Below are 24,416 nucleotides of genomic sequence, written 5' to 3'. Positions count from 1 at the left end.
GGTCAATGAAGCCCTATGCAAAGGATGTGGAAGTTGTGCCGGATTCTGCCCGAGCGGTGCGGCACAGGTTAAACATTTCAACGAGAAGCAGATATTTGCAGAACTCGAAGGGATCGTTGATTCGTTGCATTCAGTGGGAATATAAAATCGTGTTTCTTATTCAGTGTGCCGTTTTTTTATTATGAATATTGAACATAAAACCAGAGGCCTTTGAAAAATGTTCAATTTTGATCAAGTTCGAGGAAGGCGAAAATTTTAACCGCAGACATACATTGGGTATTTCGAGGATTAAAATTTGAGCCTGACGCAGAAATTGGGCAAAAGGGGGCGTTTTGCAAAGGTCTCACGATAAAGGCTGATATTTTGGCAACTCAAGAAGGCATTATAACGAAGGTTTATTCTACTACAGCATGGGTTAAATGCGCCAAATGCGCCGCGTGTGAGTCGTGCTCGGCAAAAGGTTTCTGTAATACGGCTGGAGTGTCTGATGATGTAGAGGTGGAAGCAATAAATGCTGTGGGAGCAAAGGTTAATGACAGGGTTACTATAAGTTTTGAAACATCTTCATTATTAAAAGTATCTTTCCTTGTTTATATGATTCCTGTTTTATTTTTAATCCTGGGGGTAATTATCGGCGATAAAATTGCGCTGATAATTAATTATGACAAATCAATATGTTCGATGCTTGTCGGTTTTTTATTTTTAGTTGCTGCATTTTTCTTTGTTAAAGCAAAAGGAAGGGAGCTATCCAAGAAAGATGCATATCAACCCAAAATCATTAGAATCCTAAAATAATAGTGCCGTTTTAGCTTTTCGAAATTCCTTGTTCGACATTACACTTCTATGGGATCGCTATCCCACCTATCACATAATCAAAAAGATTAAGAACCAGTTTAGGATACAATCCCAGCGTAATTGATACGCCTGCTATCATAAGAAGCGGAATACTCATTGTTAAAGGTGGATCCTTGATTTTATCGTTCGCCAGATCCGGATTTAACGGGCCGAAAAATATTATCTTCACAGACCGGAACGTATAGGCAACCGTCAGTATAATTGCGCCGGCTCCGAAAATGGCCACCATAAGTCCGGTGGGCATGGTCTGAATTCCTGTTTCAAATATGCCTGTAAACATAATCCATTCCGCGGGGAAGCTGCTCATCGGCGGAAAACCGGAAAGCATCAATGCTCCCATGATCCATAGCGCCGCTGTAATGGGCATTTTCTGCGCAAGTCCGCCCATCTGCCGCATATCCCTTGTCCCTGTCGTATAAACCAGTATTCCTGCCGTTGAAAAGAGTAATGTTTTCCCCATAATGTGTCCCAGGAAAAAGAACATACCTCCTTCAATGCTTGCTATAGTAAGAGCTGATATGCCAAGAAGCGAATATGCAAGCTGGCTTATTGTTGAACAGGCGGCAAAACGTTTTACATCTGTTTGCGCCATAGTCAGAAGGGAACCATATACCATTGTTACAAGCGCCATTACCATTAAAGGGATGGAAAATGCTTTAAAATCGGCAGGTAGCGGGAAGACTATTACTCGTAACAATACATAGGCCGCAACATTTGCATAAACAGCAAGAAGACCAGCTATGCACGTGGGATGCTCTGCATGGACCCATGGCATCCAAACATGAAAAGGCACAGCCGCCATTTTTATCAGTATTGCAATAAGAAGCACAAATATAATCCAGAAAGTCATCGGATTCCCTGCAAGAGCACTCATATCCGAGATATTAAAACTTCCGATCTGACTATAAGTCATCAAAAATCCGGCGATAAAAAATGACGCTCCGATAACAGCCCACATCAAACAGATCATAGCCACTCTTACTCTGTCAACATACCCAAAAGTAGCCATAATAAAATATAGCGGAATGGGTAGCACTTCCAGAAAAAAATACATCGCTATCAAGTTCTTTACAAGGCATACGCCCATAAAACCCATAGGAAAACCAAGGAACATGAAATAAAATCGTGTATAGTGGTTTAAATATGTCCGCTCATCCACATCACCGTATATTGCCTCTATTCTGTGATCTACATAATGTATTGCATAAAATGCAAGAGCAGCGCAAAGGCCGTTAATTATCAACGCGACCGGCAAACTCAACCCGTCGCCGAGAAGACCAAAGGTGATCGCCGAATCAATAAAGGGATATTCTTCAACAATTACTTCACCATGATAGACTCTTACACATGCCATAGCTAAAAGTGCTGTTGAATATAAAAGACTAAAACCCGCTATCCATCCTGCTTTTCTTCCTATCAGGTGCCTGGTCAAGAGTATAAATAAAGAAGCAATCGGCGGAACAATTATTATTTGCAAAAGAATATGAGACATCTATTTTATCCCCGTAATGTCATAAGAAATTATTTTAATACCACAAACAACAGGCAAACAAAGACAATAATAACATAGGATATATTATACAAAAGATCATCCGACTCGGTCCGCAGTTTAAACATCACCGCAGGGCATCTCTGCGTAAAAAAAGTCGGAATTTTCCTGTGGACGAAATTGTCAAACCCTTCTTCAACAGTATAAGCCACAATGTCCGACAGTTTAAAAATCCCGTCCATAAAAACTTTTAAATAAAAAGCATCAATGAACCATCTATTCCAGAAGAACTGATGAAAGAAATGTATAATTGGATTTCCCTCCACAATAGCCTTTGGATCCCATTTTCTGGCAATATACATCATATAGGCTGGTATGGCACCTAACAGTATAGACCCTATAGACAGCACTAAAACAAGTGTATGATAATTAAACGCATGTTCTCCTCCAGGTATAAGCGGTAAAGAAAGGGTTCCAACCAGGTTGGTCTTAAATCCTTCTTTTAGGAGATGCTCTACTTGCGGCCCTACCAGGCCAAGTGCCACAATGATTACAGCCAGAACACCGCACGCAACCCACATGGTTGGGGAGGCCTCATGAAGATGTCCTCCTTCCTGCTTTATATGTTTTATCTGTTTGCTCTCCTGTCCATAAAATACCATACCGACCATGCGTGTTGTGTAAAATGCCGTTAAAACTACGGTAATGACGGCAATAATAAATATCGGTATTTGATGGGCTTCCAGAGCGGAAAGTAAGATGGCATCCTTGCTGAAGAAACCCGGCAGAGGCGGAATCCCCATCAAACATAAAGCGCCTATCAGCATAAAAATCCAGGTTAGCGGCATATACTTTCTCATTGAACCCATATCGTTCATGTAAATTGAATGAGCAGTATGTATTACAGAACCGGCGCACAGGAAGAGACATGCCTTGAACACAGCATGACTTACAAGGTGAAATATTCCGGATGTGGTTCCGCCTAATAACACTGATCCGCTCAAGCCGGCCATGCCCAGACCCACCCACATATAGCCGATCTGGCTTACAGTGGAAAATGCAAGGGCCTTTTTAAGCTCTAAGGCGACCATGCCCTGAGTTGCCGCAACAAATGCCGTAATAACACCCACCCATGCTACAATCGTAAAAAACAAAGAAGCTTCACTGATGCCGGCCACCCAGTAGCCGTAATAAAAGATTGGAATAAACCTGGCTACCAAATAAACCCCGCTCTTAACCATGGTCGCCGCATGAATCAAAGCTGAAACCGGACCCGGACCTGCCATGGCTTCCGGAAGCCATTCATGAAAGGGAAACTGAGCTGATTTACCAATAGGGCCTGCAAGGAGAAGCACGGTAGTTAATGTGATTATACCGGGCGTCTTGGCCATTTCAGGCATCCAGATTGACGCTGTAGTGTAAATCTCCATGATATTCAAGGTCTTGGCATAGTAAAATATAATTAGTATGCCGCCTAACATGATAAGATCTCCCACGCCTGTTACCACCAATGCTTTTAATCCGCAGTGGGTTGGGGTAACAAACTTGGTTGGAGAGGGACCACCTATCCAGTATTTTTTCTCATCCCTGTAATAAAAACCGATCAAACCATAACTGCACAAACCAACAAGTTTCCATCCAACAAAAAGAAACAGCAAATTATTCGTAAGTACCAACAGAAGCATACTTCCGATAAAAAGGTTTACCAACATTAAAAACCTGGTTATGCCCGGATCTCCCTTCATATAGCCAAGGCAGTACACAATAATAATAAAGCTTATGACGGCAACGACAGTTGTCAGAATAATGCTGAGCGGATCCACCAATACCCCGAATTCCACTACAAAGGGTATCTCAATCCACTTCACAGAACTTTCTAGAGGCAATGTTTCCGGATGAAACAGATGCGTCAAGAGCTTCAGGCTGCCCAGGGCGGATAAAAAGGGGAAAAGTACAGCCGCGGCATTTCTTAGCTTAGGATGTACCTTGGCAAGCAGGAAGATGAAAACCACACCCATAAAGGGGAAAAATACACATAACCATGCTATTTGCAACGTATCCACGTAAAGTCCTCCTACTTAGAAACCTACAGGTATTACAAATTGAATTACCGTTGATATAATCTTTGAGCTGAAAATACCGGACAACAGTATCCCTGCAGCCATAATCTGTATAGGGATAAGCATACTTAAAGGAACTTCATCCATGTAAACTGCCTCGTAAGCCTTATCGCGGCCATAATCCGGCATTGGTGTTTCAAATGTCGCGATCTGTATTACTCTAAAGAAATAGATTACATTGAGAATGCTGCTAAATAACAGAACAGCTACAAAAATCCATTTATCGGCAGCAATTGCACCCATGATTAAATATATCTTGCTGAAAAAACCGCATGTAGGCGGTATGCCGACCATAGAAAACGCACCGATCAGAAAGGCCGACATAGTAAACGGCATTTTTCTATATAAATCTTTAAATTCATTAATATTGCAAGCGCCCATTTTATAGACGATAGCCCCTGCTACCAGAAACACACAGCCTTTTGTAAAAGCTTCATTTAGAATATGGAGCACTGCACCGGTAAGACCGGATTTGTTTGCCAGCCCTATTCCCAAAGCAATGTATCCGATCTGAGCCACAACTGAGTAAGACAGCATCTTTTTAAGATCAGTTTGGGCGATGGCATATATTGAACCAAGGATTACGGCAACAGCCGCCAGCCAGGTGAGTATGGTTGCCACAGGAATTATCTCTATGAAGAAAACGGGCTTAAAAACAGTAAACATAACCCGTATCATCATGTATGCCGCCACCTTTGTCATTAAGGGCGCAACCAGGCCGCTGACCGCTGAAGGAGCATCGGCATATGCATTGGGAGCCCATGCATGCAAAGGATAAAGCGCCATCTTAAGGCCTATGCCCACGATCATAAAGATGCCTGCCGTCAGTACAACCTTAGAATCATAGAGAGGTGGCAACAGTTTTGACACATCTGCCATATTCAGCGACCCTGTTACTATATATAAGTAACCAACGCCAAGAAGATAAAACGAGGCCCCGACTGTACCCATCATAATATATCGATACGTTGCAAAAGGAGCTCCATCCCTGCCTATAGCCATTAGGGCATAACATGAAAGAGAAGCGATTTCTAAAAATACAAACACATTGAAAAGATCTCCTGTTACAACTATTCCGAGAAGGCCTGTAACAAGGAGAAGGAAAAGTGTATAGAATGGAACAACTTTTTCGGGCAATTCCTTTTCAACGCTCTTTTTGGAATATATGGAAACTATTAGACTAATAGCCGTTATTATTACCAAGACAAATGCATTGAGATAATCTAATGCATACTCGATACCCCACGGAGGAGCCCATCCTCCGAGATAATATGAAAATGGCCCGCTCTCTATTACTCTATTTAAAATGCCAAGAGCTGATATAAGTGGAACAACGAGAACGGCAACGACCAATGGGTAGCACAGTCCTTTTTTCCACCATCCAATAACCGGCACAAAAAGAGCGGATATTAAAGGAATAACTATTAAAAGAGCAGGAAAATGTGTTGCCATATCTAAACTCCAGTGTCTTTTCTTATTTTCATAATTTCGTCAAGCTCTAAGGTCTTATATCTTCTGAAAATCAGTATAAGCACCGCAAGGGCAACGCCTGTTGTAGCAATGGAAACCACTATAGCCGTAAGCATCAGTACATGAGGAAGAGGATTAATATAACTGGCGGCATCAATAACAGCATGTCCGTGCGCCGCATGTGCATCCCCCAGAAATATCGGAACAGTCGCTCCCCCCTTCTTTACGCCGATGGAAACATAAAAGAGAATCACAGCAGACTGAAATATATTCATTCCGATCAGCTTCTTAACCAGATTTTTCTTGCCCACCATTGCATAAAGCCCGATGAGCAGCAAAATGACATACGCCCAGAAGTTGTATTTACTGACAATGTACTCAAGCATATCAGGCTCCTTCTCCCTTGCGTTTTTTTCTTAACATCAGAATACAGCCGATCCCGGCAGTAAAAATAACAGTGGTTTCACCCATGGTATCATATCCTCTGTAATCAGCCAGAACAGCAGTAACCATATTGGGAGTTGCTGTTTTTTTCAGCGAATCCTTGATATACTCCGGTGAAACATAGGCGTTGGCGGGAGAATTTGGATCGCCCCAATCAGGCATATCTTCAACACCGTATATAAGCAATCCTCCTGTTAAAACTATTATGAGTATCGCGATAGTTTTCAATCCTTTGACCTCCTTTTTGTTTTACTGACAGCCGCAATAAACAATACTGTTCCAACTCCGGCACCTACGGATGCTTCGGTAAAAGCAACATCCACCGCCCCCATCTCAGTCCAGAGGATACACATAAAAAAGCTGTAAGCGCCAAGAATAATAACAGCAGCCAAAAGATCCTTAATAGTGATAGCTGCAATCGCGCAGATAATGACAAAGATACAGAGAATAAGATCGAGTTGCCAGATCATTTGTTTTCCCCCCTGATCCAAGGTTTAACACCACACCGAAAAGCGGCCCTGGAAATGGCATGAGTCGCCGTAGGATTAGCTAAAAATATAAAAACAGCAATAACGACCAGCTTAATACAGTCTAAAATAGCTCCGTGGTTAAAGGCATGATATAATGCAAGACCAACAAGACATATGAGCACTGCAAGGGTGTCTCCTTTTCCGGTGGCATGCATCCTTGAATAAAAATCCGGGAAACGTATCAGACCGATAGTGCCGGTAGTAAAAAAGAAACATCCTATCAAAATCAAAATAATGGATATTGTTTTAACAACTTCCATCAAATTTCACCTCTCCCTTCAAAGTACTTTGCTGCCGCCAGTGTCCCGATAAAGTTCAGAATAGCGTAAACCATGACGATATCCAAAAACATCTCTATCCTGCCGTAGATAAATCCCATAAGTGCCAGTACCACCAGCGTTTTTGTGCCGATTGCTCCAACACTTACAACCCTGTCAATAATAGTCGGTCCAAATACTACCCGATACAAACAGACTAAAACAAGCAAGCAAAGAAAAATGCTGACGCCTAAATAAAAATCTTCCATATCGCTGCTCCTGAACTTAGTTCGCTTCGCTTACAATCAGCTTGTTAGCCAACTTATTGTTTTGTTGTTAAGTTATACTTTTTCAGCTTTGCATATAGTGTGCTGCGGCTCACATTGAGCTGTTTTGCAACCTGTAATTTATTCCAGTTACACTCCTGCAAAATTTTCATAAGGAATCTTTTTTCATTTTCCTCAAAAGAGCTTATCCCTTCATCCTTTTCTATCAAAACATCAGTTAAGATTCGAGATGGCAGAAATTCACGCTCGATTTTTTCATCCTCTGTCAGAAGAAAAGCGTGTTGTATTGAGTTTTCCAACTCCTTGATATTACCCGGCCAGGAATAGTCCATTAATATCTGCATGGTATCGGATGTAACACCTCTAACCTTTTTTCCTATTTCTACATTCAGCTTTTCTAAGAAGTGTTCTACTAAAAGGGGGATATCATCTTTCCTCTGCCTCAAAGAAGGTATATGTATATTAATCACATTCAACATATAAGAAAATTCTTCGTTAAAAGTTCCGCTTTCTACCTCCCTTCCCAGATCAGTATTAACAGCGGCGATTATCCTGACATCTGTCTTTATAGTTTTTTTTCCTCCAAGCCTTTTTATTGATCCATCCTGCAAGAATTCCTGAAGTTTGATCTGGGTCAAAGGAGCTATTTTGTCAATCTCACACAAAAACACTGTCCCGCCATTATTTAGTTCCAGACATCCTTTTTTCTGAGATACCGCCCCTTCAAAGGCGCCTATTTCATGGCCCAAAAGACCGCTTTCTACAATAAACTGCGGATAAGCCGAGCAGTTATACACATCAAAGGGGAAGTTTTTTCTCGCGCTGTTTAAATGAATAGATCTTGCCACCAATGCTTTTTCCGTTCCTTCTTCACCACAAACCAAAACTGTGGCATCAGTGGGAGCAAGATTCAATATCATATTATAGATCTGCTTCATCTTTGCAGATCCTTTATTAGTGTCCTGTATTCTCAAGCTTAGCCCTTAAATGTTAATCAGATTGATTCTGATCTTTTGTCGAAGGAAGCCCTCCGGTAGATATATCTAAAAAGATTGAGAGCATAACAGCCATGACAGCGATTCCCACACCTGTCTCAACACCAAGAATGCCGAGAGATCTTGCCTGGGGTATCCCAACATGCAGAAACTGATCAAGCGCCTTATAATCCAGAAAGTTTTCGCCAAGTATTACACATAACAACCCAATTCCAGCATATATAAAGACCCCAAGGCTGCAGAAAACGGTGTTTAATCTTTCTGACATCATGCGCAAAGCATTGTCCAGCCCATAAGTTATTACCAATAGAATTAATGCTGCCCCTAAAATTACTCCTCCCTGGAATCCTCCTCCAGGGCTGTAATGCCCGTGCGCGATAACATAGAGAGCATAAATCTGCATAAAGGGTATTAATAACCTGGAAAGTGTCTTAACAATAACATCGTCCGATTGTCTGGTCATGTCTACTGTATGTTTAATTACCATATTGCCAAGCCTCAATTCTCCAAATTATAATAATATGAAAAGTTATCTTTAATCATAACTCGTCTACTTTAATTCTACAAAGATAGGCGCCATATCAAGAACATCCTGAACATACACATGGTCGGCTTCCATGAATATATGAGCGATCCTGTCCTCCATCTCGCCGGTCATAAGATCTTCCGCCACCTTCTTGCTGACAGCGTGCACATAAAATACACCGTCTTTCACATCTACTGTGATAGTGCCAGGGGTAAGGGTTATCGAATTAGCAAGAGTAACCATCGAGATATCACTTTCCAGTTTTGACTTAAACTCAATTATCTTCGGATCAATAAGCCTTTTGGGCCACAGGGCCAGCCTTGCAACATGCAGGTTGGACAGGACAATCTGATACATTAGCCATGGGATATAAACAATAAATCTCTTAACTATAACACGCATATCCCCGGCCCTTGGATTGGCAAAAAGCAGACCATGCGATACGTGTGACACCAGGCCGCAACAAAGAACTCCGATGCTGATATGAAATAAATCATATTTTCCTGACAAAAGCAGCCAGAAACCGAACATAATAATAAATGTTGCAATAAACCTGGTGGCTTCGGCTTTTCTTTGTTTGGCGCCTGTAAATATTGCCTCTACCCTTTTTCGATGCACAGCCTGGGTCTCGGATGTGAGTCTGGCGGCGGTATCCAATATCTGCCTGGCCTTATTTCTTGCTTCGCCTAGCATCTCAAATGACTTATATGTGGCTTGAACCAGTACTGTTACTTCCATTCTGTTCCTCTTTTTTCCATCTTTATTTTAAAAAAATAGCTCGATTTACAGATGCTATTACAAATCCAAATACGCTTAAGGAACCAGCAACACAGGTATCGGAGCTTTTTCTATTACTCTACACACCGGCCTGCCTAAAAAAATATCCTTAAACTTCTGCCTGCGTGTTGCGCCCATAACTATCACAGTAGATTCATATTCATGAGCAGCGCGCAGGATTTCTTCACTAATCTCTCCGGCATACATGTGGTATTCTGTTGAAACACCGAGCTTTAAACACATTTCACGGGTATTAATCATATCTTCCATTAGCTGTTGCACATCGCGCATGCTCAATTTTTCGAATATTACATTTACAAGTTCGAGTTCACTTATTAATTCTTTAAAATCGAGTACCTGTTGCAATGCCTTTTCATATTCTGGTGACCAATCTGCCGTCAACAAAACACGCTCAAACATTCCTTTTGAACTAAAATTTAATCCTTTTTCGTCCTTATCGACAATAAGAAGAGGAATATTAGTGGACTTGATAATATCATTTAAAATTGAACCGCCAAATATTCTTCGATTCTCTTTTTTATTAAAATGCAATATAATAAGTGATATATTGTTTTTTTGAATTATGTTTAAAACACTTGCGGAGAGTTTGCATGGATCAATTTTAATGCTTACATGTATCCCTAAATCACTCAATCTCTTTTTCCATGCCTCAAACAGATCAGGACTTGCGTTGTTTGAAAGAAGAACAATCTCTTGCAAACCAAGACGTTTGAGACCCGACAATCCATCCAGCACACGAAAGGTGGGCTCGCTTAAATTTGTAGCATAAACAATTTTTTTTACGTCCATAACTTCCCTATGTCATAGTTTATACGCAGTCAATAATGAAAACTCATAAATACATATAATGCCTGCTCTAAGAATCTATACCGACCTTATCGATCATTGATAAAATCGTAAAAAGTCAAAAAGTTCTCTTTTCCGTCATTCCGGCCCCGCATCAAGTGCGGGATAAACTCCAGCCGGACACGTAGTAAAGCGTCAGCGCTAACCATTAGCGCTATCCAGCAAACTCAATGCATTCTGGATGCCCCCGTATCAAGTACGGGGCAGGCTTATCAAGTCCGGCATGACGATTTCGAGACTTTTTACGAGTTCATTATCATTAAACATGATATAAAAATTAAAGTATTGCAACATTCATGCCTTTTCGGTTGCAATTCATATCTAACTGTTTTGTTTAATATTTTTGAGCTCAAAAACAAAGTGCAATCAATGATCCTAACACAATCTGTCCAATAACTGGACAAAAAATAGTTATGTTTAGGAACATATTTATATCTTTACATAATTTTGTGTACAAATAACGAACACTTCTTGCCGCAATATCATACAGTAAAATTTTATGCATTTTTTTTCTGCTGCATTATTGTCTTTATACTACCTGTTTGCCCATACAATACATATGCTCAGACACACAATAAAAACTTGACAATCTAAACACTTTCTGATTATCTTTATAAAATTTAAAAATGGGATCCATAAGTTTAGGAGGAAGTTATATGAAATTTAAAAAGATGCTGTTTGCAACCAACTTTGATGAACTGTGGTTTGATGCCTTGGAATCATTGATGGAACTAAGAAAGGCCGGGCTTAATCATGTGGTTTTTCTCCATGTAATAAACAGAGAAGCAGTTGCCATGCATCGTGGGACAGGTTACCTTAAAGATGAAGATGTTAGATTAAAACAAATGGCAGATGTGCGTTTTATTGATTGGGCGGAAAGCGTATTTGAAAAAGGAATGGAATGCGGCGCCTATGTGGTTGTTGGAGATCCCCTCCCAAAAATTCTTTCAACGGCTGAAACAGAAGGTGTAGATCTCATCGTAACAGAAGCTTATAAAAGAACAAAATTAGAGAAACTGTTTGCAAGTTCAACCACAATGGAACTCCTCAGGCGGTCAAAAACTCCTGTGCTGGTTCTTAAATATATGCTGCCGTCAGGCAGGGTTAATGATAAGCCATTTGATAGACCTCTACTGGTAACAGACTGGTCATCTCCATGCGAAAGGGCGTTGGAACAGTTAATAGATATAAAAAAGGCTGTAAAAAATGTGGTGGTAATACATGTTATCAGTGATGATGTTGTAAAGGGCAAATCAAAAGCTGACCTTATGAAGATTCAAAAGGAAAATAAAAAAAGACTGAAAGATGTCTGCACAACTTTTGAAGATGAAGGGGTTGAAGCGGATTTTCATCTTTACATGGGTGACGTGGCCTCACAGATTGAAACCGCCGCGCGTGAACACAGCGCCACTATGATTGTCATGGGTACAACAGGAAAGGGAGCCTGGCGGGCACGCTGGCTTGGCAGTGTATCTCAGAAAATAACAGAAACTTCTGAATTTCCAACACTGCTGATACCTTAAAACCTCGTCAAACAGTCGAGTGGCAGCGTCATTAACCACTCGACTACATTTACATTCGAATCAGGACAAGAACTTCTTTAGGGTTGCCGCCAGTTCTTCCGGTTCAACCGGTTTTTCCAGATAGGCATCCGGTTCAGGTACGTCTTGACCCTCAAACTCTGCAAGGGCCTTTTGAGAACGGGTAAAGGTTCTTTGAGCTATTCCGGAAAGTATTATTACCGGAATAGCACTAAACGCGGGGTCTGTTTTGACTTCCCTGTACATCTTAATCCCGCTTTCTTTAGGCATTAATACATCTAATATAATTGCGTCCGGTTTTTCCGCTCTAATTTTATTAATACCTTCTTCGCCGTTTAATGCGGTTATCGGAGTATAGCCGCTGTTTTCTATAACGCTTGACGCAAATGTTATTATATCAGTATCATCATCAACAATCAGAACCTTTTTACCCATAATACTCCTCCTTTGTTCTATGAGACCTTTAAAAGCATATTTGTAACTATATTTAAAATAATACAATAAATTTATAAAATATTACAAGTAAAATTATTCTTTCTCTGTAAATTCTTGTTTCGGGAGCCTGATTAAAAACCTTGTGCCCTTGCCTGGTTCCGATTCCACCTCCATGGTTCCTTTATGCTCATGAATGATCTTTTGAGATACAAGCAACCCAAGGCCTGTGCCACGATTTCCCTTTGTGCTGAAAAATTCGGTAAAAATTCTATCTTTAACTTCCTGATCCATACCGCAACCATTATCAACCACATCGTAAATCACACCGCCTTCCTTGTCATGATGCACCCCAAGCTTTACCTGCCAATTTTTTTCTGTATCAGAGTCAAAAATGCAGGCATCAATCGCATTTGAAACCAGATTAAGAAGACAGGTGTGTATCCCTTTTGGATCAAGATAAACTTCGCCTATTTCCTTGTCCAAGCTCCTTATCAGTGTAACATCATTTTTTTTAGCCTTTGACTCCATAAGATTGTAGACTTCATCCACAATAATATTTGGATCATATTTTTCATATTCCGGTTCACGTTCCTTTGAATAACTGAGAAGACCCAAAACCAGATCAGAAACTCTATTAATATTTCTTTCCACCATGTCCCAACCTGTTCTTAGTTTGCTTTCCGGATGCCCCTTTTCTGCACCAGAACCGGCAAAGCTATCAGGCGACTTTTTCAAGGCGGTGTTAACGATATAGACCCCACCTTTTAAGCCATTTAAAATATTCTTTATGCCGTGTGCAAGACCGGCTACTGTCTGGCCAACAGCTACCAGTCTTTCCGACTGAATTAATTCTTTTTGCAGTTGTTTAATTTCTCTAAGATCCTGGAAAAAGCCAACACTGCCTATAGGTCTTTCGTCTTCATAAAGTATCGCGCCTGAAAATCTGACCGGTACTAATCCACCTTTTTTTGCCCTTAAAAACGTATCCTGTCCTGTAAAAATAACATTAGCACAATTTGTCTTATCTGAAAAAGCATCAGAGATCTTCTGCATTATCTCTACGGGATAAAGATCTTCTGCTTTTTTTTCTCTTTTAACTTCATTCTCGGTATATCCAAAAAGTTTTTCAGCAGCCTTGTTAAATATTATAATATTATCTTCTCTGTCAGTGGCAATAATTCCATCAATCGACCGCTGTACAAGTTTATTCTCAAATTCATATCTTCTCTTTATCTCTTCTGTTTTATCCTTTACCATTTTCCACAATTCATTGGCATACCTGTTCAACATCTTTTTCGTTTTCAGCCGATCTTCAGCCCTTTCAAGGGCAACTGAAAGGACCTGATCGCTAACCGGCTTGTTAATAAAATCTGATGCACCCAGATGAAGAGACTGAACTGCGGATTCCATATCACCATGACCGGTAATAACAATAACCTCTGTGCTTGGATTAATTTTTTTTATCTCCTTTAAAACCTGTATGCCGTCCATGCCAGGCATTTTTATATCAGTAAGCACTATTGGAAAAAATTCTTTTTTAAAAAAATTAATACCCTGTTGTCCGCTCTCAGCGGCTATCACTTCATATCCATCGCTTTTAAGAGACATGCTGAGAAGTTTTCTAATACCTTCTTCATCGTCAATCAGTAATATTTTTGGCATATCAATTACTCCGATGCGTGTAAACAAACAGGAAATCTCAACTCAAAGGTTGTACCAACACCTTCTTTGCTCCTTACGTCGACTGTTCCTCCATAGTCACGAACAATTCCATAACTTATGGACATGCCCAGTCCTGTACCCTTACCTACATCCTTGGTGGTAAAAAACGGCTCAAATATTCTTTCTATATTGCTGCCGGGAATACCTATACCAGTATCAGATACAATAACCACAATCTGATTTTCCTGCACAAATGATTTTATTGTCATAGTTTTTTCAAACTCTGGCCCCATTTTGTGGACCTTTTCATCTATAGCATCCACTGCATTGGTTACCAGATTGATAAAAACCTGCTCAAGCCGGTTGTGATCAGCCATTATGGATGGCAAATCTTCGGCTAATTCAAGATCAACTTCTATCTGATGCAATCTTATCTGCTGGCCCAATACTTTAAATACATCTCTGATGGGGTTATTAATATCTACCATTGACCGAGCAGAAGGAGATATTCGGGAAAAATCCCTTAAATGATTAATAATTGCAGATGCTCTGTCCACATAACTGCTCATTTCTTCAGACACGCTTTTCAAGTCTTCAATATTTATTTTTTTACCTTGTTTAACTATTTTCTCAATAAAATTACTTCCAATTTTGATAACATTTAAAGGCTGATTTAATTCATGGGCTATACCAGAAGCCATGGTGCCTATAGTAGTCATTTTGCTGGCCTGTACTAACTGGGCTTCCTTTTGTATGTTTTTTGTAATATCAGTAGTTGCCACAATTAACACATTTTTCCCCATATATTTTGACGGGCAAGCCGTAATGTTTACATAGAATACACTCTTATCCTTATGCACATGCCTTTTTTTCGTAAAGAATCCCCTTTGGCTGGAGGAAAGTTTTTGGAACCCATCTATAACTTCTCCGGTTTGTTTATGTCCCAAATCGCTGAAAGACATTTTAATTAATTCTTCCCTCGAATAACCGTAGGTATCAATAACCCGTTCATTGATATCCAGAATTTTGAAATTATCCCTGTCTATTATAAAAATGGGATCAGGATTGGTATTAAACAACAGTCTATATTTTTCCTCGGATAATCTGAGCTCTTTCTCATAAGATCTCAACTTATAAAGCATGTGTTGAAACGAATCCCGGAGTCTAACAGTTTCATCTCCTTTATAATCCTGATAAACAGAGCATTTCATACATTGATCTAATTTTTGTGGAAATATTCCTGACGGCTCGCGAAAACATAATGTATCCATCATATACCAGCACGGAATAGCATTGTTTTCATAGGCTGGACAATCCGTTTTGTCACAGCTCAACAGCCTCCAGCAAGGTATAGATCGCCCATGGGATTTCTCAAGTTCATGGACATATTTTACACGGCTAATCTCATCAGCGACCTTAGTTAGCTGAACAATGGGTCGAACGGTATATCTATTGAGCCACAAGGTCAGGGAAAAAGCGACCACTGCTAAGGATATAATAGTTAAAATTATATTCTGCTTTCGCACCGAGGCAAGCGCATTCTGAATCGGCCGCCAGCTAAACCCAACCGACAACACCCCCAGGAGAGGTTTTTCATCCCCGTGACACTTATAACAGGCCTTCTCATTATGGACAGGAATGGCGTAACGCAATATCTTGACATTTACATCATTTTCAAGGAACGTTTCCAGACCCTGTGCTAATTTACCTGTGCTAAACACTTCAAGAGTAATCTTAGAAACGGTTTTTCTGTTGATATCATGACGGTTTGTTCCATTACGCTTGATAATACCAGTGTCATCGCAAAGATGAACTACTTCCATATCTTCCAGGGTGCCCAGCCTCTCCAATATGGCCTGAACTTGCTCCATTTCGCCATCCAGCATGGGATACTCTATGCTCTTCATAACAGTATCACTTATTTCCAAGGCCATTTTTTTGTTCTCTTCAGTATAACGATTAACCTGGGAAATCACATCAAAATAGCCAAAAGCGCCCAGCACCGTAAACAGGATTATGCTCACGCCTAATATTATCTTGGTTCTTAAACCTCCTGATATGAATCTCTTTAAATTTACCCATCTGAACATAAAGAAAATTCCCGCTCAAACCTAAAAATAAATTATGGCATAGATGCCTGAACCTGCCAGGAAACTGATTTTAGCCTTTTTCAATACCCCGGATGCTTGTGTCCGCTGTGACAGGAAGTACAAATGTTCTTTGGAATACTCAGTGTCTCTTGATGTTCGCGCTTGGTAGGAGCTTTGAGGTGCAAGCTGGCAGGACCATGGCAGCTTTCACATTGCTTATTGATCATGCCCGGAGTCTCCCGGACACTGGTAAATCCTCCCTGTTTTCCGTATCCCGTGGTATGGCACGGTATACAGCCTGAGTCATTGTCTTTTTTTCTCATCTTTATGATCCGGAAACTTTTTGAGTATTTCCAAGAATAATAGCTCGTCACGTGTTCGGAATGGCAGTCATTGCATTTTTCCATTCCAACATATTTTGCTTGCTTTTCTTGTCCGGCAATAACGGCATTAAATAAAAAAAACGAAAATAAAATCAGCAGGAAGACAATCAGGATAGAGCCTCTTGACATATAAGCTTTATTTTTACTCTCCATATGATGCTCCATAAAAAATCCATTAACACTTATTTATTAACCGAATTAATATTATACTTTTTCAACTTTGCATACAGTGTACTGCGGCTGATGTTTAGTGTTTTTGCTACCCGCAATTTATTCCATCTGTATTCTTCCAGGACTCTTGCAAGAAATCGTCTTTCGTTTTGCTGAAAGGAGCTTATGTTTTCTTTTTTATCTTTATCAATATTATCAATAGGAAAACTCGTATTCTGGGGAAAATTTTGTTCGGTAATATATTCATCCTTGGTAAGAATAAAAGAGTGTTCAATAATATTTTCCAGCTCTCTGATATTACCAGGCCAATTATAGCCCAATAATAGCCTCATAGCCTCGGAAGAAATTCCTTTTACTTTTTTATTCCCTTGCGAGTTCAGTTTTTCAATAAAATATTCAACCAGAAGAGATATATCGTTTCGTCTAACCCTGAGAGGGGGAATATTTATTGGAATAACATGTAATCTGTAATATAAATCCTCCCGAAAGCTTCCCTTCTCCACCTCTTTTTGCAAATCTTTATTAGTTGCTGCTATTATCCTGACATTTACTCCAATGGTTTCCTGCCCTCCCAATCTCTCAAACTTTTGAAACTGGAGAAATCTTAGGAGCTTAACCTGTGACATTAAAGGAATCTCTCCGATTTCATCCAGAAAAAGGGTCCCATCATTCGCCAGTTCAAATCGTCCGATCCTCTTATGTGTTGCGCCGGTAAAGGCTCCCTTCTCGTGGCCGAACAACTCGCTTTCGAGCAATGTATGAGGGTATGCAGAGCAATTCACAACAACAAAAGGCTTGTCTTTTCTATGGCTATGCAAATGAACTGCCCTCGCAATAAGCTCTTTCCCTGACCCGCTTTCACCTTGAATCAATACTGTTGCATCGGTAGGAGCTATATCTAAAATCAAATTATAAATCTGACGCATCTTGTGATCTTTCCCGATGATGCCTCCAAAGCCTGAAAACATTTCGACCTTATCATCTAATCCCTTCAGCCTCTCCTCATTCAGCGCTATTCTTCTAATATCATAGGCAACCTGCGAAAGCATAAGATAAAAAAAGCGTAAATCATCTCCTGAAAAAACATTAGCCTCAGATGCAAGCAGAATCACTCCGCCGGCAATATCACCATTTCTATCTATCGGGACAACAGATAAAGACTTATAATTTTCAAAGTTTTTTAACCATCCATAGCCCATAGCGCTCAGTTCGGCAATCTCCATTGGATAATGCATCGAATTAATGGTAGATATAATTTCTTCTTTATCCTCTGCCTGCAAGCATCTATAACCATTGACCTTAATGAATTCGTCTTTTACTTCGTTAAAAACAAGGGGAATTGCCTCTTTAAACGAAAATATATTTTTGATTCGCTCGATGATAAGATCAAAAGCTTCGGCAAGATATTCCTTTTCACTGAGGTTGCATGTAATATCGCAAAGAGTTTTTATTTCATTATGCGATTTTTCAAGCGCTACTGTCTTTTCCTTTACCGCCTTTTTAAGCTTAAATGTATAATGCTTAAGCGTTTGTTTGACCTTCAACTTTGCTTCAGCACGTTGAAGAGCCTTGGAAAGAGCGTCCGCATTAATAGGTTTTGTTATAAAATCAGAAGCTCCAAGCTGTATTGACTTGACAGCCTTTTCCATGTCTCCGTGCCCGGTTATTATAATGACCTCTGCATCCGGATTTATCTCTTTGATCCTTTTTAAAACATCTATACCATCTATCCCGGGCATTTTTATATCTGTTAAAACAATAGAAGGGGCTTTTTGTTTAAACAGTTCAATACCGTTGTGTCCATTATCAGCCATTATAACATCATATCCCTCGTTTCTAAGAGATATGCTTAATAATTTTCTAATGCCTTCCTCGTCATCTATAAGCAATAACTTCAAAACGCCTATCCTCCCAATTTCGACTCCGGAAATCCGATTCTAAAATTGTTTGTTTGATTAAAGTTGCGAAACAGCATATTTTATATAAATTATTTCAAACAAAATACATATTCTGAAACGCAATAGCGAGCGAATCTAAAAACGGCTAACTTCCTTATGGTCTAAGATTCCCCGTAGCTTACTACAGGGAATCTTCAAATAGCTCATTTGGCATTTTAATAGGGCATTATTCGGCAAATTGTCAACAGAATTAGCAGCCACACATGTATTCGCAGCGAGCAAAGCCTGCGTTTGAGCTAAACATAATCTTTTTCATTGATGTTTTTTATTTTTTTGATAGTTTTATTTGATGAAATCGGATATAAAATATGCGTCAAAAAAATGAGATAAATGCTATGGCCTCCTGCCTGCTTGGAGCGCATTTTTCAATTGCAAAGGGCATGCACAACGCTCTGTATGAGGCAAAAGCGCTAAAATGCAATGCTATTCAGATTTTTACGCAATCTTCAAACGCCTGGAAGCAACGCATACTGACGCAAGAGGAGGTAGAACTCTTTGAACAGGCAAAAATAACAACCGGCATTAAAGCAATCGCCTCACACACCTCATATCTTATAAATCTTGCAGGTTATGAAAACAAGAAGCACGGCATGTCCCTTCATGCGCTGAAACAGGAACTTATCAGATCTTCAATGTTAGGCATCCCTTTTGTCGTGCTTCACCCGGGTTCTCATATGGAAAAAGGGGAAAAAGAGGGAATCATCAGGATAGCTGAAAGCATAAATGAGATATTTGCCCAAACATCTGATATAAGTTCACGCCTCCTGCTTGAAACCACCGCGGGCCAGGGCTCAAGCATCGGGCATACCTTTGAGCAGCTTGCATCTATATTAGATTTAGTAGAAAATAAAGAAAAAATGGGCATCTGCCTTGACACATGCCATATCTTTGCCGCAGGCTATGATATCAGGAATATCGAGTCATACAGTAAAACAATAAACCTTTTCGACAATATAATAGGCATTAACCGTCTATATTTTATACATTTAAATGACTCAAAAAAGGCTCTGGGCACAAGGATTGATCGGCACGAACATATTGGGCGGGGATTTATCGGCTTAAAAGCGTTTGAATATTTTATGAACGACAAAAGGCTTAAAAATATTCCAAAGATTATTGAAACCCCGAAAGAAAATGTGACTTGCGATTATGATAAAATCAATTTAAATAAGCTAAGGGCGATGTTATAGTAAAAAGGTCTTGAAATCGTCATGCCGGACTTGATAAGCCTGCCCCGCACTTGATGCGGGGCAGGAATGACGGAAAAGAGAACTTTTTGACTTTTTACGAGTTTATCAATCATAAAAGGCTATAAATAAAATGAATATAGAACACGAGAAGATAGATTTTGATATGCTTTTTGTTGGAGGCGGCCCTGCAAGCCTTGCAGGCGCTATTAGATTAATGCAGTTAGCCAAACAAAAGGGGATCAATCTGGAGGTGGCTATTATTGAAAAAGGGGCTGAAATAGGATCGCACGCTTTGAGTGGAGCTGTTTTAAACCCTGTTGCACTAAAGGAACTTATCCCTGATTTTCTTGAAAGAGGATGCCCTGTTGAACAAACCGTAAGAGAAGACGAATTTTACTTTCTGACCCGTAAAAGCTATTATAGCCTTCCTTATACACCGCTATATATGCGAAACAAAGGCTTTTACGTTATAAGCCTTTCACGGTTTACAAGATGGCTTGCGGAAATTGCCGAAGAGCTTGGAATAAACATCTTTCCAGGTTTTGCCGGAAGAGAGGTTCTTTACTCTCTGGATAATAAGTCAATCATAGGAATACGCACGGGAGACAAGGGGCTTGATAAAGAAGGTAAGCCTAAAGGCAATTTTGAGCCGGGAATAGATATATTGGCCAAGGTTACTGTGTTCGGAGAAGGGTCAAAGGGAAGTCTTATGCAGAATGTTGCAGAAAAATTTGATATCTTTTCCGGAAAAATGCCGCAGGCATTTGAAACAGGCATCAAAGAGGTTATACAACTGCCTGAAAACAACTATTTTAAGACCAGCAAAGGCAATGATATCCATACGTTCGGCTATCCTCTGGGCATCAGCGCACCTGGCGGCGGTTTTATCTATGAAATGGAAGGCAACAAAGCAGCTCTGGGATTTATTACAGGTCTTTCATATCAGGACCCTATGCTTGATCTGTATGAGGAATTTATTAAATTCAAACATCATCCTTTGGTATCAAAAATTATTCAAAACGGCAAGGTGGTCGAACAGGGAGCGAGGACCGTTTCCACCGGAGGATATTATACTATTCCCAGGCTCGCTGTAAATGGCGGAGTATTCATTGGCGGCAGTGCGTCAATGCAGAATACTCCGGGACTAAAGGGCATACATGTTTCCATGAAATCAGGTATGCTGGCAGCAGAGGCAATTATAAAAGCTCATGAAAAAAACAGCTTTACGCAGGAAACGCTCAATAATTATCATGAGTTGTTTGAAAAAAGCCTGCTAAAAGAAGAAGTTTATGAAGGAAGAAACTTTTCCCAGGCCATGTCAAAAAAGGGGCTGGTAAAATTTATCCATCTTGGCGCCCAGTATTTCACAAGAGGATGCGGGATACATGACAAAATGCCTGTTGAAGAGGATTATAAAACCCTGCGGCCTGCAAAAGCGGGCCCTAAAGACTTTAAAGGGATAGAGCCTGATAAAAAGCTTTTTGATGGTGTTTTATATGTTGACAAACTTACAGGAGTTTATCTGTCAAAAACCATGCACAAAGAGGATCAGCCGTGCCATATTCTTATCCACGATCAAAATCTGTGCATGAATGAATGTTATATTACCTATCAATGCCCCTGTATAAGATTCTGCCCTGGTAATGTTTACGAAATCGAGACGGATGAGAACAGCTCTCAAAGACGGCTTAAACTCAACCCGTCTAATTGCCTGCACTGTAAAACGTGTGAAATAAAGGATCCTTATAAAAATATAACCTGGACATGCCCGGAGGGCGGAGAAGGCCCGGGTTATACGCTACTGTAATTTAATAACTGTTTACGGTTTACAGCCTTCCTTTTCTTAAAATAGCCACAAGAAGCCATATTCCCATCATCGCGGCAGAAATAAATCCTATAATGCCGATTATAGATAATCCGTGAAACAGCGGAGGGGTTTTTGCAAAAACTATCAGGGCGGAACCGATAATAAGTGATGCTATAACAATCGAAAAGGATATCCTGTTGCTTATCTGGTTATAGGTTTCAAGCACAGGCTCAAAACCCTTATGCTCAAACCTGATGCTTAATTTCTGCTGTTTTATCAGCCGTGTAATTTCAAGAGTATCCTTAGGAAACTGCTGAAAAAATTGAAACGTGGCAGATATAAGGCTAATAATATCGCCGGCAATTCTTTTTGGATAAAACCTTGCGCTTTTCACCTTCTCAATAAACGGCGCTGCCTGTGCTATCATGTCAAAATCAGGATTCAGCTGAAGACCAACACCCTCTATGGTACTGAAGACCTTCATCATAAGAAATATATCGGCCGGAATTCTCAGGCTGTGACGTGAAGCCATTTCAATCAGGCCATAAAGCATTTTGTCGATTTCGATATCCTTTAGCGGCTTGTAAAGGTGCAGACCCATGAATTCCGACACCCCTCTTTCAAGCATTCGAACATCAGGATCTTCATCATATATGGTAAGTTTAAGCAGCGCCTGGGTTGCTCGTGCCGAATCTTTATGTACCACATTATCGATAAGATCAACAAAGTCCTCCTGTGTCTGCCTGTCCACAGAGCCTACCATTCCATAGTCGAGCAGGCATATTACATTGTTCGGCAGCACATAAATATTTCCAGGATGCGGATCTGCGTGAAAAAATCCATGCTCAAATACCTGACGTAAATATAGATCTGCTCCGCGTGAGATGATAATCTTTCTGTCAAGCCCGGCCTTGTCCAGCTTGTCAATTTCAGACACCTTGATACCATCCACAAACTCCATTGTAAGAACACGTGATGTTGTTGTATCTCGAAAGACCTTTGGGATATAAATGGTAGGGTCATCCAAAAATTCTACGGCAAACCGTTCCATGTTTGAGGCTTCTATGTTATAGTCTATTTCTCTTCCAATTGTTCTGGCGAATTCTTCGACTACTTTAACCGGACGGTGCAGGGCCATCTCCTCTATGTGACGTTCCATAAGGGTTGCCAGATGGAACATGATCTCGAGATCAACCTCTATGATTTTCCTGATACCCGGGCGTTGAACCTTGACAACGACCTCTTCGCCATCCTTTAATCTGGCCCTGTAAACCTGCCCGATCGATGCAGAAGCCAGAGGAGTCTTGTCTATAAAATCAAATATCTTTTCGGGCGGAAAACCGAGTTCCGTTTCGATTATATTGCTTGCTTCATCAAAGGAGCATGGAGGCACCATATCCTGAAGTTTGGAAAGTTCATTAATAAAATCAACCGGAATCAGATCAGGACGGGTGGAAAGTATCTGGCCGAGCTTAATAAAGGTCGGGCCCAGTTCTTCTAAAGCCAACCTGACCCTTTCCGCTTTTGAAAGCTTTTCAAGGCGATCGCGCCGTTTTTTTGAAATCATATTTAAACCGATTTCAAGATACTGCTCTATCTTCAACACTTCAATAAGATTGCCAAATCCATATTTAAAAAGGACTGTCAGTATCCGGCGATAGCGTTGCAGATGACGATAGGTACGGCCTATTACTCCGATTTTTCGTATGCTAAACATAATATTTTATGCTCTATGCTCTACTCTCCACGCTCCATGCTCTTTTCGCTGACAGCCTTTTTTAGCTCTCTTATCTCTTTTTTCAAACCCTTTAACTCATCTGCGGTTACCAAATCCGCCTTTTTCATCAACCTTTTTACTGTTTCCTCCACCCTTTCTTCCATTTTATTCTGGGCATCCTCATACCTTTTCTGAAGCTCATCAACAAACTTTTCCCCTTCCTTTTCAGACAGCTCTCCCTTTTTTACAAGCTCTTCAGCCAGGTCTTCAACCTCGTCCTTGGTTTTAAGGGCAAGGCCAATGCCGGTAAAAATAGCCTTTTTAATAAGATTAAGCATGGCATACTCCTTTTTTGTAATTTATCTTTTTATAAGTTTTCAGGTTTATGAAACAAGCCGGCCACAAAGTTCCACGCCGCCTTATAGTTTATAAGCCTTGCAAGCTCTATTTTTGTGGCCCTATCAGATAGCTTATTCTGCGCGACCTGGAGATGTAACTTTTAACAAACTTTTATTTTAATAAATTAACATATATACAAGGCTATTGCAAGGAGTTTAAGCCTTCTAACCGCACCTTGGCATCACATGTTAACGGGCTGTTGCCCGGCAGACTTTGTAAAAAACATTCGGCGCCAGCATTACAGTATATGTTTAAATAAAACCGCCCACATGAACAATTCTCACAAATACACCTGCGCAAGAAACTTTACATATTCCGATTGTTGTGCAATATATTCTCGTGGTTAATCCGCCTCAGGCGGACCCAAGTTATGAATTTTAAGAGAATTATATTATAATTCTGGTGTGTTGGTGCTTTTGTGGCTGAACTATTGCATATTCTGGCCA

24 protein-coding genes are annotated in these 24,416 nt (G+C 40.3%); 5 read left to right on the top strand and 19 right to left on the bottom strand.

Translation table 11 applies throughout. The features are described from left to right. Both VMW78_09755 and VMW78_09750 read left to right on the top strand, forming a co-directional pair. The coding region (locus VMW78_09755) for a 4Fe-4S binding protein (GenBank protein HUV51288.1) at positions 1–145 on the top strand (145 nt) is incomplete at its 5' end. Positions 146–363: 218 nt separating this feature from the next. Continuing rightward, positions 364–795: a SoxR reducing system RseC family protein gene (locus tag VMW78_09750; protein ID HUV51287.1), complete on the top strand. Its 432-nt coding sequence runs from the start codon at positions 364–366 to the stop codon at positions 793–795. 46 nt (positions 796–841) lie between these two features. Here the strand turns inward: VMW78_09750 and VMW78_09745 are convergent, their stop codons facing one another. The 12 genes from VMW78_09745 to VMW78_09690 all read right to left on the bottom strand — a co-directional run bounded on the left by VMW78_09745 (position 842) and on the right by VMW78_09690 (position 10,560). Continuing rightward, the gene (locus tag VMW78_09745) at positions 842–2,347 is read right to left on the bottom strand and encodes a proton-conducting transporter membrane subunit (protein ID HUV51286.1); all 1,506 of its coding nucleotides are present in this window, start codon (positions 2,345–2,347) and stop codon (positions 842–844) included. 29 nt (positions 2,348–2,376) lie between these two features. Then, positions 2,377–4,407, bottom strand: a complete 2,031-nt coding sequence (locus VMW78_09740) for an NADH-quinone oxidoreductase subunit L (GenBank protein ID HUV51285.1) — start codon at positions 4,405–4,407, stop codon at positions 2,377–2,379. A 15-nt stretch (positions 4,408–4,422) separates the two neighbouring features. Then, positions 4,423–5,916: a monovalent cation/H+ antiporter subunit D family protein gene (locus tag VMW78_09735; protein HUV51284.1), complete on the bottom strand. Its 1,494-nt coding sequence runs from the start codon at positions 5,914–5,916 to the stop codon at positions 4,423–4,425. A gap of 2 nt (positions 5,917–5,918) precedes the next feature. Next, entirely contained in the window at positions 5,919–6,320 is a 402-nt protein-coding gene (locus VMW78_09730) for a cation:proton antiporter subunit C (protein ID HUV51283.1), read from the bottom strand. A 1-nt stretch (position 6,321) separates the two neighbouring features. Continuing rightward, entirely contained in the window at positions 6,322–6,606 is a 285-nt protein-coding gene (mbhE, locus tag VMW78_09725; GenBank protein ID HUV51282.1) for a hydrogen gas-evolving membrane-bound hydrogenase subunit E, read from the bottom strand. Beyond that, a complete protein-coding gene (locus tag VMW78_09720; GenBank protein ID HUV51281.1) occupies positions 6,603–6,848 on the bottom strand; it encodes a hydrogenase subunit MbhD domain-containing protein in 246 nt (81 codons plus the stop codon). The genes mbhE and VMW78_09720 overlap by 4 nt, the downstream gene beginning before the upstream one ends. Then, a complete protein-coding gene (gene mnhG / locus VMW78_09715) occupies positions 6,845–7,168 on the bottom strand; it encodes a monovalent cation/H(+) antiporter subunit G (GenBank protein ID HUV51280.1) in 324 nt (107 codons plus the stop codon). The genes VMW78_09720 and mnhG overlap by 4 nt, the downstream gene beginning before the upstream one ends. Continuing rightward, on the bottom strand, positions 7,168–7,434 hold the full coding sequence (locus VMW78_09710; GenBank protein HUV51279.1) for a monovalent cation/H+ antiporter complex subunit F: 267 nt from the start codon (positions 7,432–7,434) through the stop codon (positions 7,168–7,170). Before VMW78_09710 ends, mnhG begins: the two co-directional genes overlap by 1 nt. A 53-nt stretch (positions 7,435–7,487) precedes the next feature. Continuing rightward, positions 7,488–8,390, bottom strand: coding sequence for a sigma-54 dependent transcriptional regulator (locus VMW78_09705; GenBank protein HUV51278.1), 903 nt, complete (start codon positions 8,388–8,390; stop codon positions 7,488–7,490). Positions 8,391–8,442: 52 nt separating this feature from the next. Next, a complete protein-coding gene (locus tag VMW78_09700) occupies positions 8,443–8,934 on the bottom strand; it encodes a Na(+)/H(+) antiporter subunit B (GenBank protein ID HUV51277.1) in 492 nt (163 codons plus the stop codon). 63 nt (positions 8,935–8,997) lie between these two features. Next, a complete protein-coding gene (locus tag VMW78_09695; protein ID HUV51276.1) occupies positions 8,998–9,711 on the bottom strand; it encodes a Na+/H+ antiporter subunit E in 714 nt (237 codons plus the stop codon). Positions 9,712–9,786: 75 nt separating this feature from the next. Continuing rightward, a complete protein-coding gene (locus VMW78_09690) occupies positions 9,787–10,560 on the bottom strand; it encodes a universal stress protein (protein HUV51275.1) in 774 nt (257 codons plus the stop codon). Between the two features lie 713 nt (positions 10,561–11,273). Between VMW78_09690 and VMW78_09685 the strand changes: the two genes are divergently transcribed. Beyond that, on the top strand, positions 11,274–12,140 hold the full coding sequence (locus tag VMW78_09685; protein ID HUV51274.1) for a universal stress protein: 867 nt from the start codon (positions 11,274–11,276) through the stop codon (positions 12,138–12,140). Positions 12,141–12,200: 60 nt separating this feature from the next. On the opposite strand, the gene VMW78_09680 is transcribed toward VMW78_09685, so the two are convergent. The 5 genes from VMW78_09680 to VMW78_09660 form a co-directional block, all read right to left on the bottom strand. Further along, positions 12,201–12,593: a response regulator gene (locus VMW78_09680; protein HUV51273.1), complete on the bottom strand. Its 393-nt coding sequence runs from the start codon at positions 12,591–12,593 to the stop codon at positions 12,201–12,203. A gap of 93 nt (positions 12,594–12,686) precedes the next feature. Beyond that, complete coding sequence (locus VMW78_09675; GenBank protein HUV51272.1) at positions 12,687–14,255, bottom strand: response regulator; 1,569 nt, start codon at positions 14,253–14,255, stop codon at positions 12,687–12,689. A 5-nt stretch (positions 14,256–14,260) separates the two neighbouring features. After that, positions 14,261–16,345, bottom strand: a complete 2,085-nt coding sequence (locus VMW78_09670; GenBank protein ID HUV51271.1) for an ATP-binding protein — start codon at positions 16,343–16,345, stop codon at positions 14,261–14,263. An 80-nt stretch (positions 16,346–16,425) separates the two neighbouring features. Further along, on the bottom strand, positions 16,426–16,881 hold the full coding sequence (locus tag VMW78_09665; GenBank protein HUV51270.1) for a multiheme c-type cytochrome: 456 nt from the start codon (positions 16,879–16,881) through the stop codon (positions 16,426–16,428). A 29-nt stretch (positions 16,882–16,910) separates the two neighbouring features. Further along, positions 16,911–18,797, bottom strand: a complete 1,887-nt coding sequence (locus VMW78_09660) for a sigma-54 dependent transcriptional regulator (protein ID HUV51269.1) — start codon at positions 18,795–18,797, stop codon at positions 16,911–16,913. A 368-nt stretch (positions 18,798–19,165) separates the two neighbouring features. On the opposite strand from VMW78_09660, the gene VMW78_09655 reads away from it, so the two are divergent. Next, positions 19,166–20,047 (top strand): deoxyribonuclease IV, encoded by an 882-nt coding sequence (locus tag VMW78_09655; GenBank protein ID HUV51268.1) that lies wholly within the window; start codon positions 19,166–19,168, stop codon positions 20,045–20,047. Between the two features lie 130 nt (positions 20,048–20,177). Beyond that, positions 20,178–21,854, top strand: a complete 1,677-nt coding sequence (locus VMW78_09650; GenBank protein HUV51267.1) for an electron transfer flavoprotein-ubiquinone oxidoreductase — start codon at positions 20,178–20,180, stop codon at positions 21,852–21,854. A gap of 19 nt (positions 21,855–21,873) precedes the next feature. On the opposite strand, the gene VMW78_09645 is transcribed toward VMW78_09650, so the two are convergent. Together VMW78_09645 and VMW78_09640 are read right to left on the bottom strand one after the other, a co-directional pair. Further along, positions 21,874–23,571, bottom strand: a complete 1,698-nt coding sequence (locus VMW78_09645; protein HUV51266.1) for an AarF/ABC1/UbiB kinase family protein — start codon at positions 23,569–23,571, stop codon at positions 21,874–21,876. A gap of 20 nt (positions 23,572–23,591) precedes the next feature. Further along, the gene (locus tag VMW78_09640) at positions 23,592–23,909 is read right to left on the bottom strand and encodes a hypothetical protein (GenBank protein ID HUV51265.1); all 318 of its coding nucleotides are present in this window, start codon (positions 23,907–23,909) and stop codon (positions 23,592–23,594) included. Between the last annotated feature and the right edge of the window lie 507 nt (positions 23,910–24,416).

It is taken from the genome of Anaerolineae bacterium, assembly GCA_035529315.1.
Classification (GTDB): domain Bacteria; phylum Desulfobacterota; class Desulfobacteria; order Desulfobacterales; family ETH-SRB1; genus Desulfaltia.
This window is presented reverse-complemented; position numbering and strand designations above follow the sequence as displayed.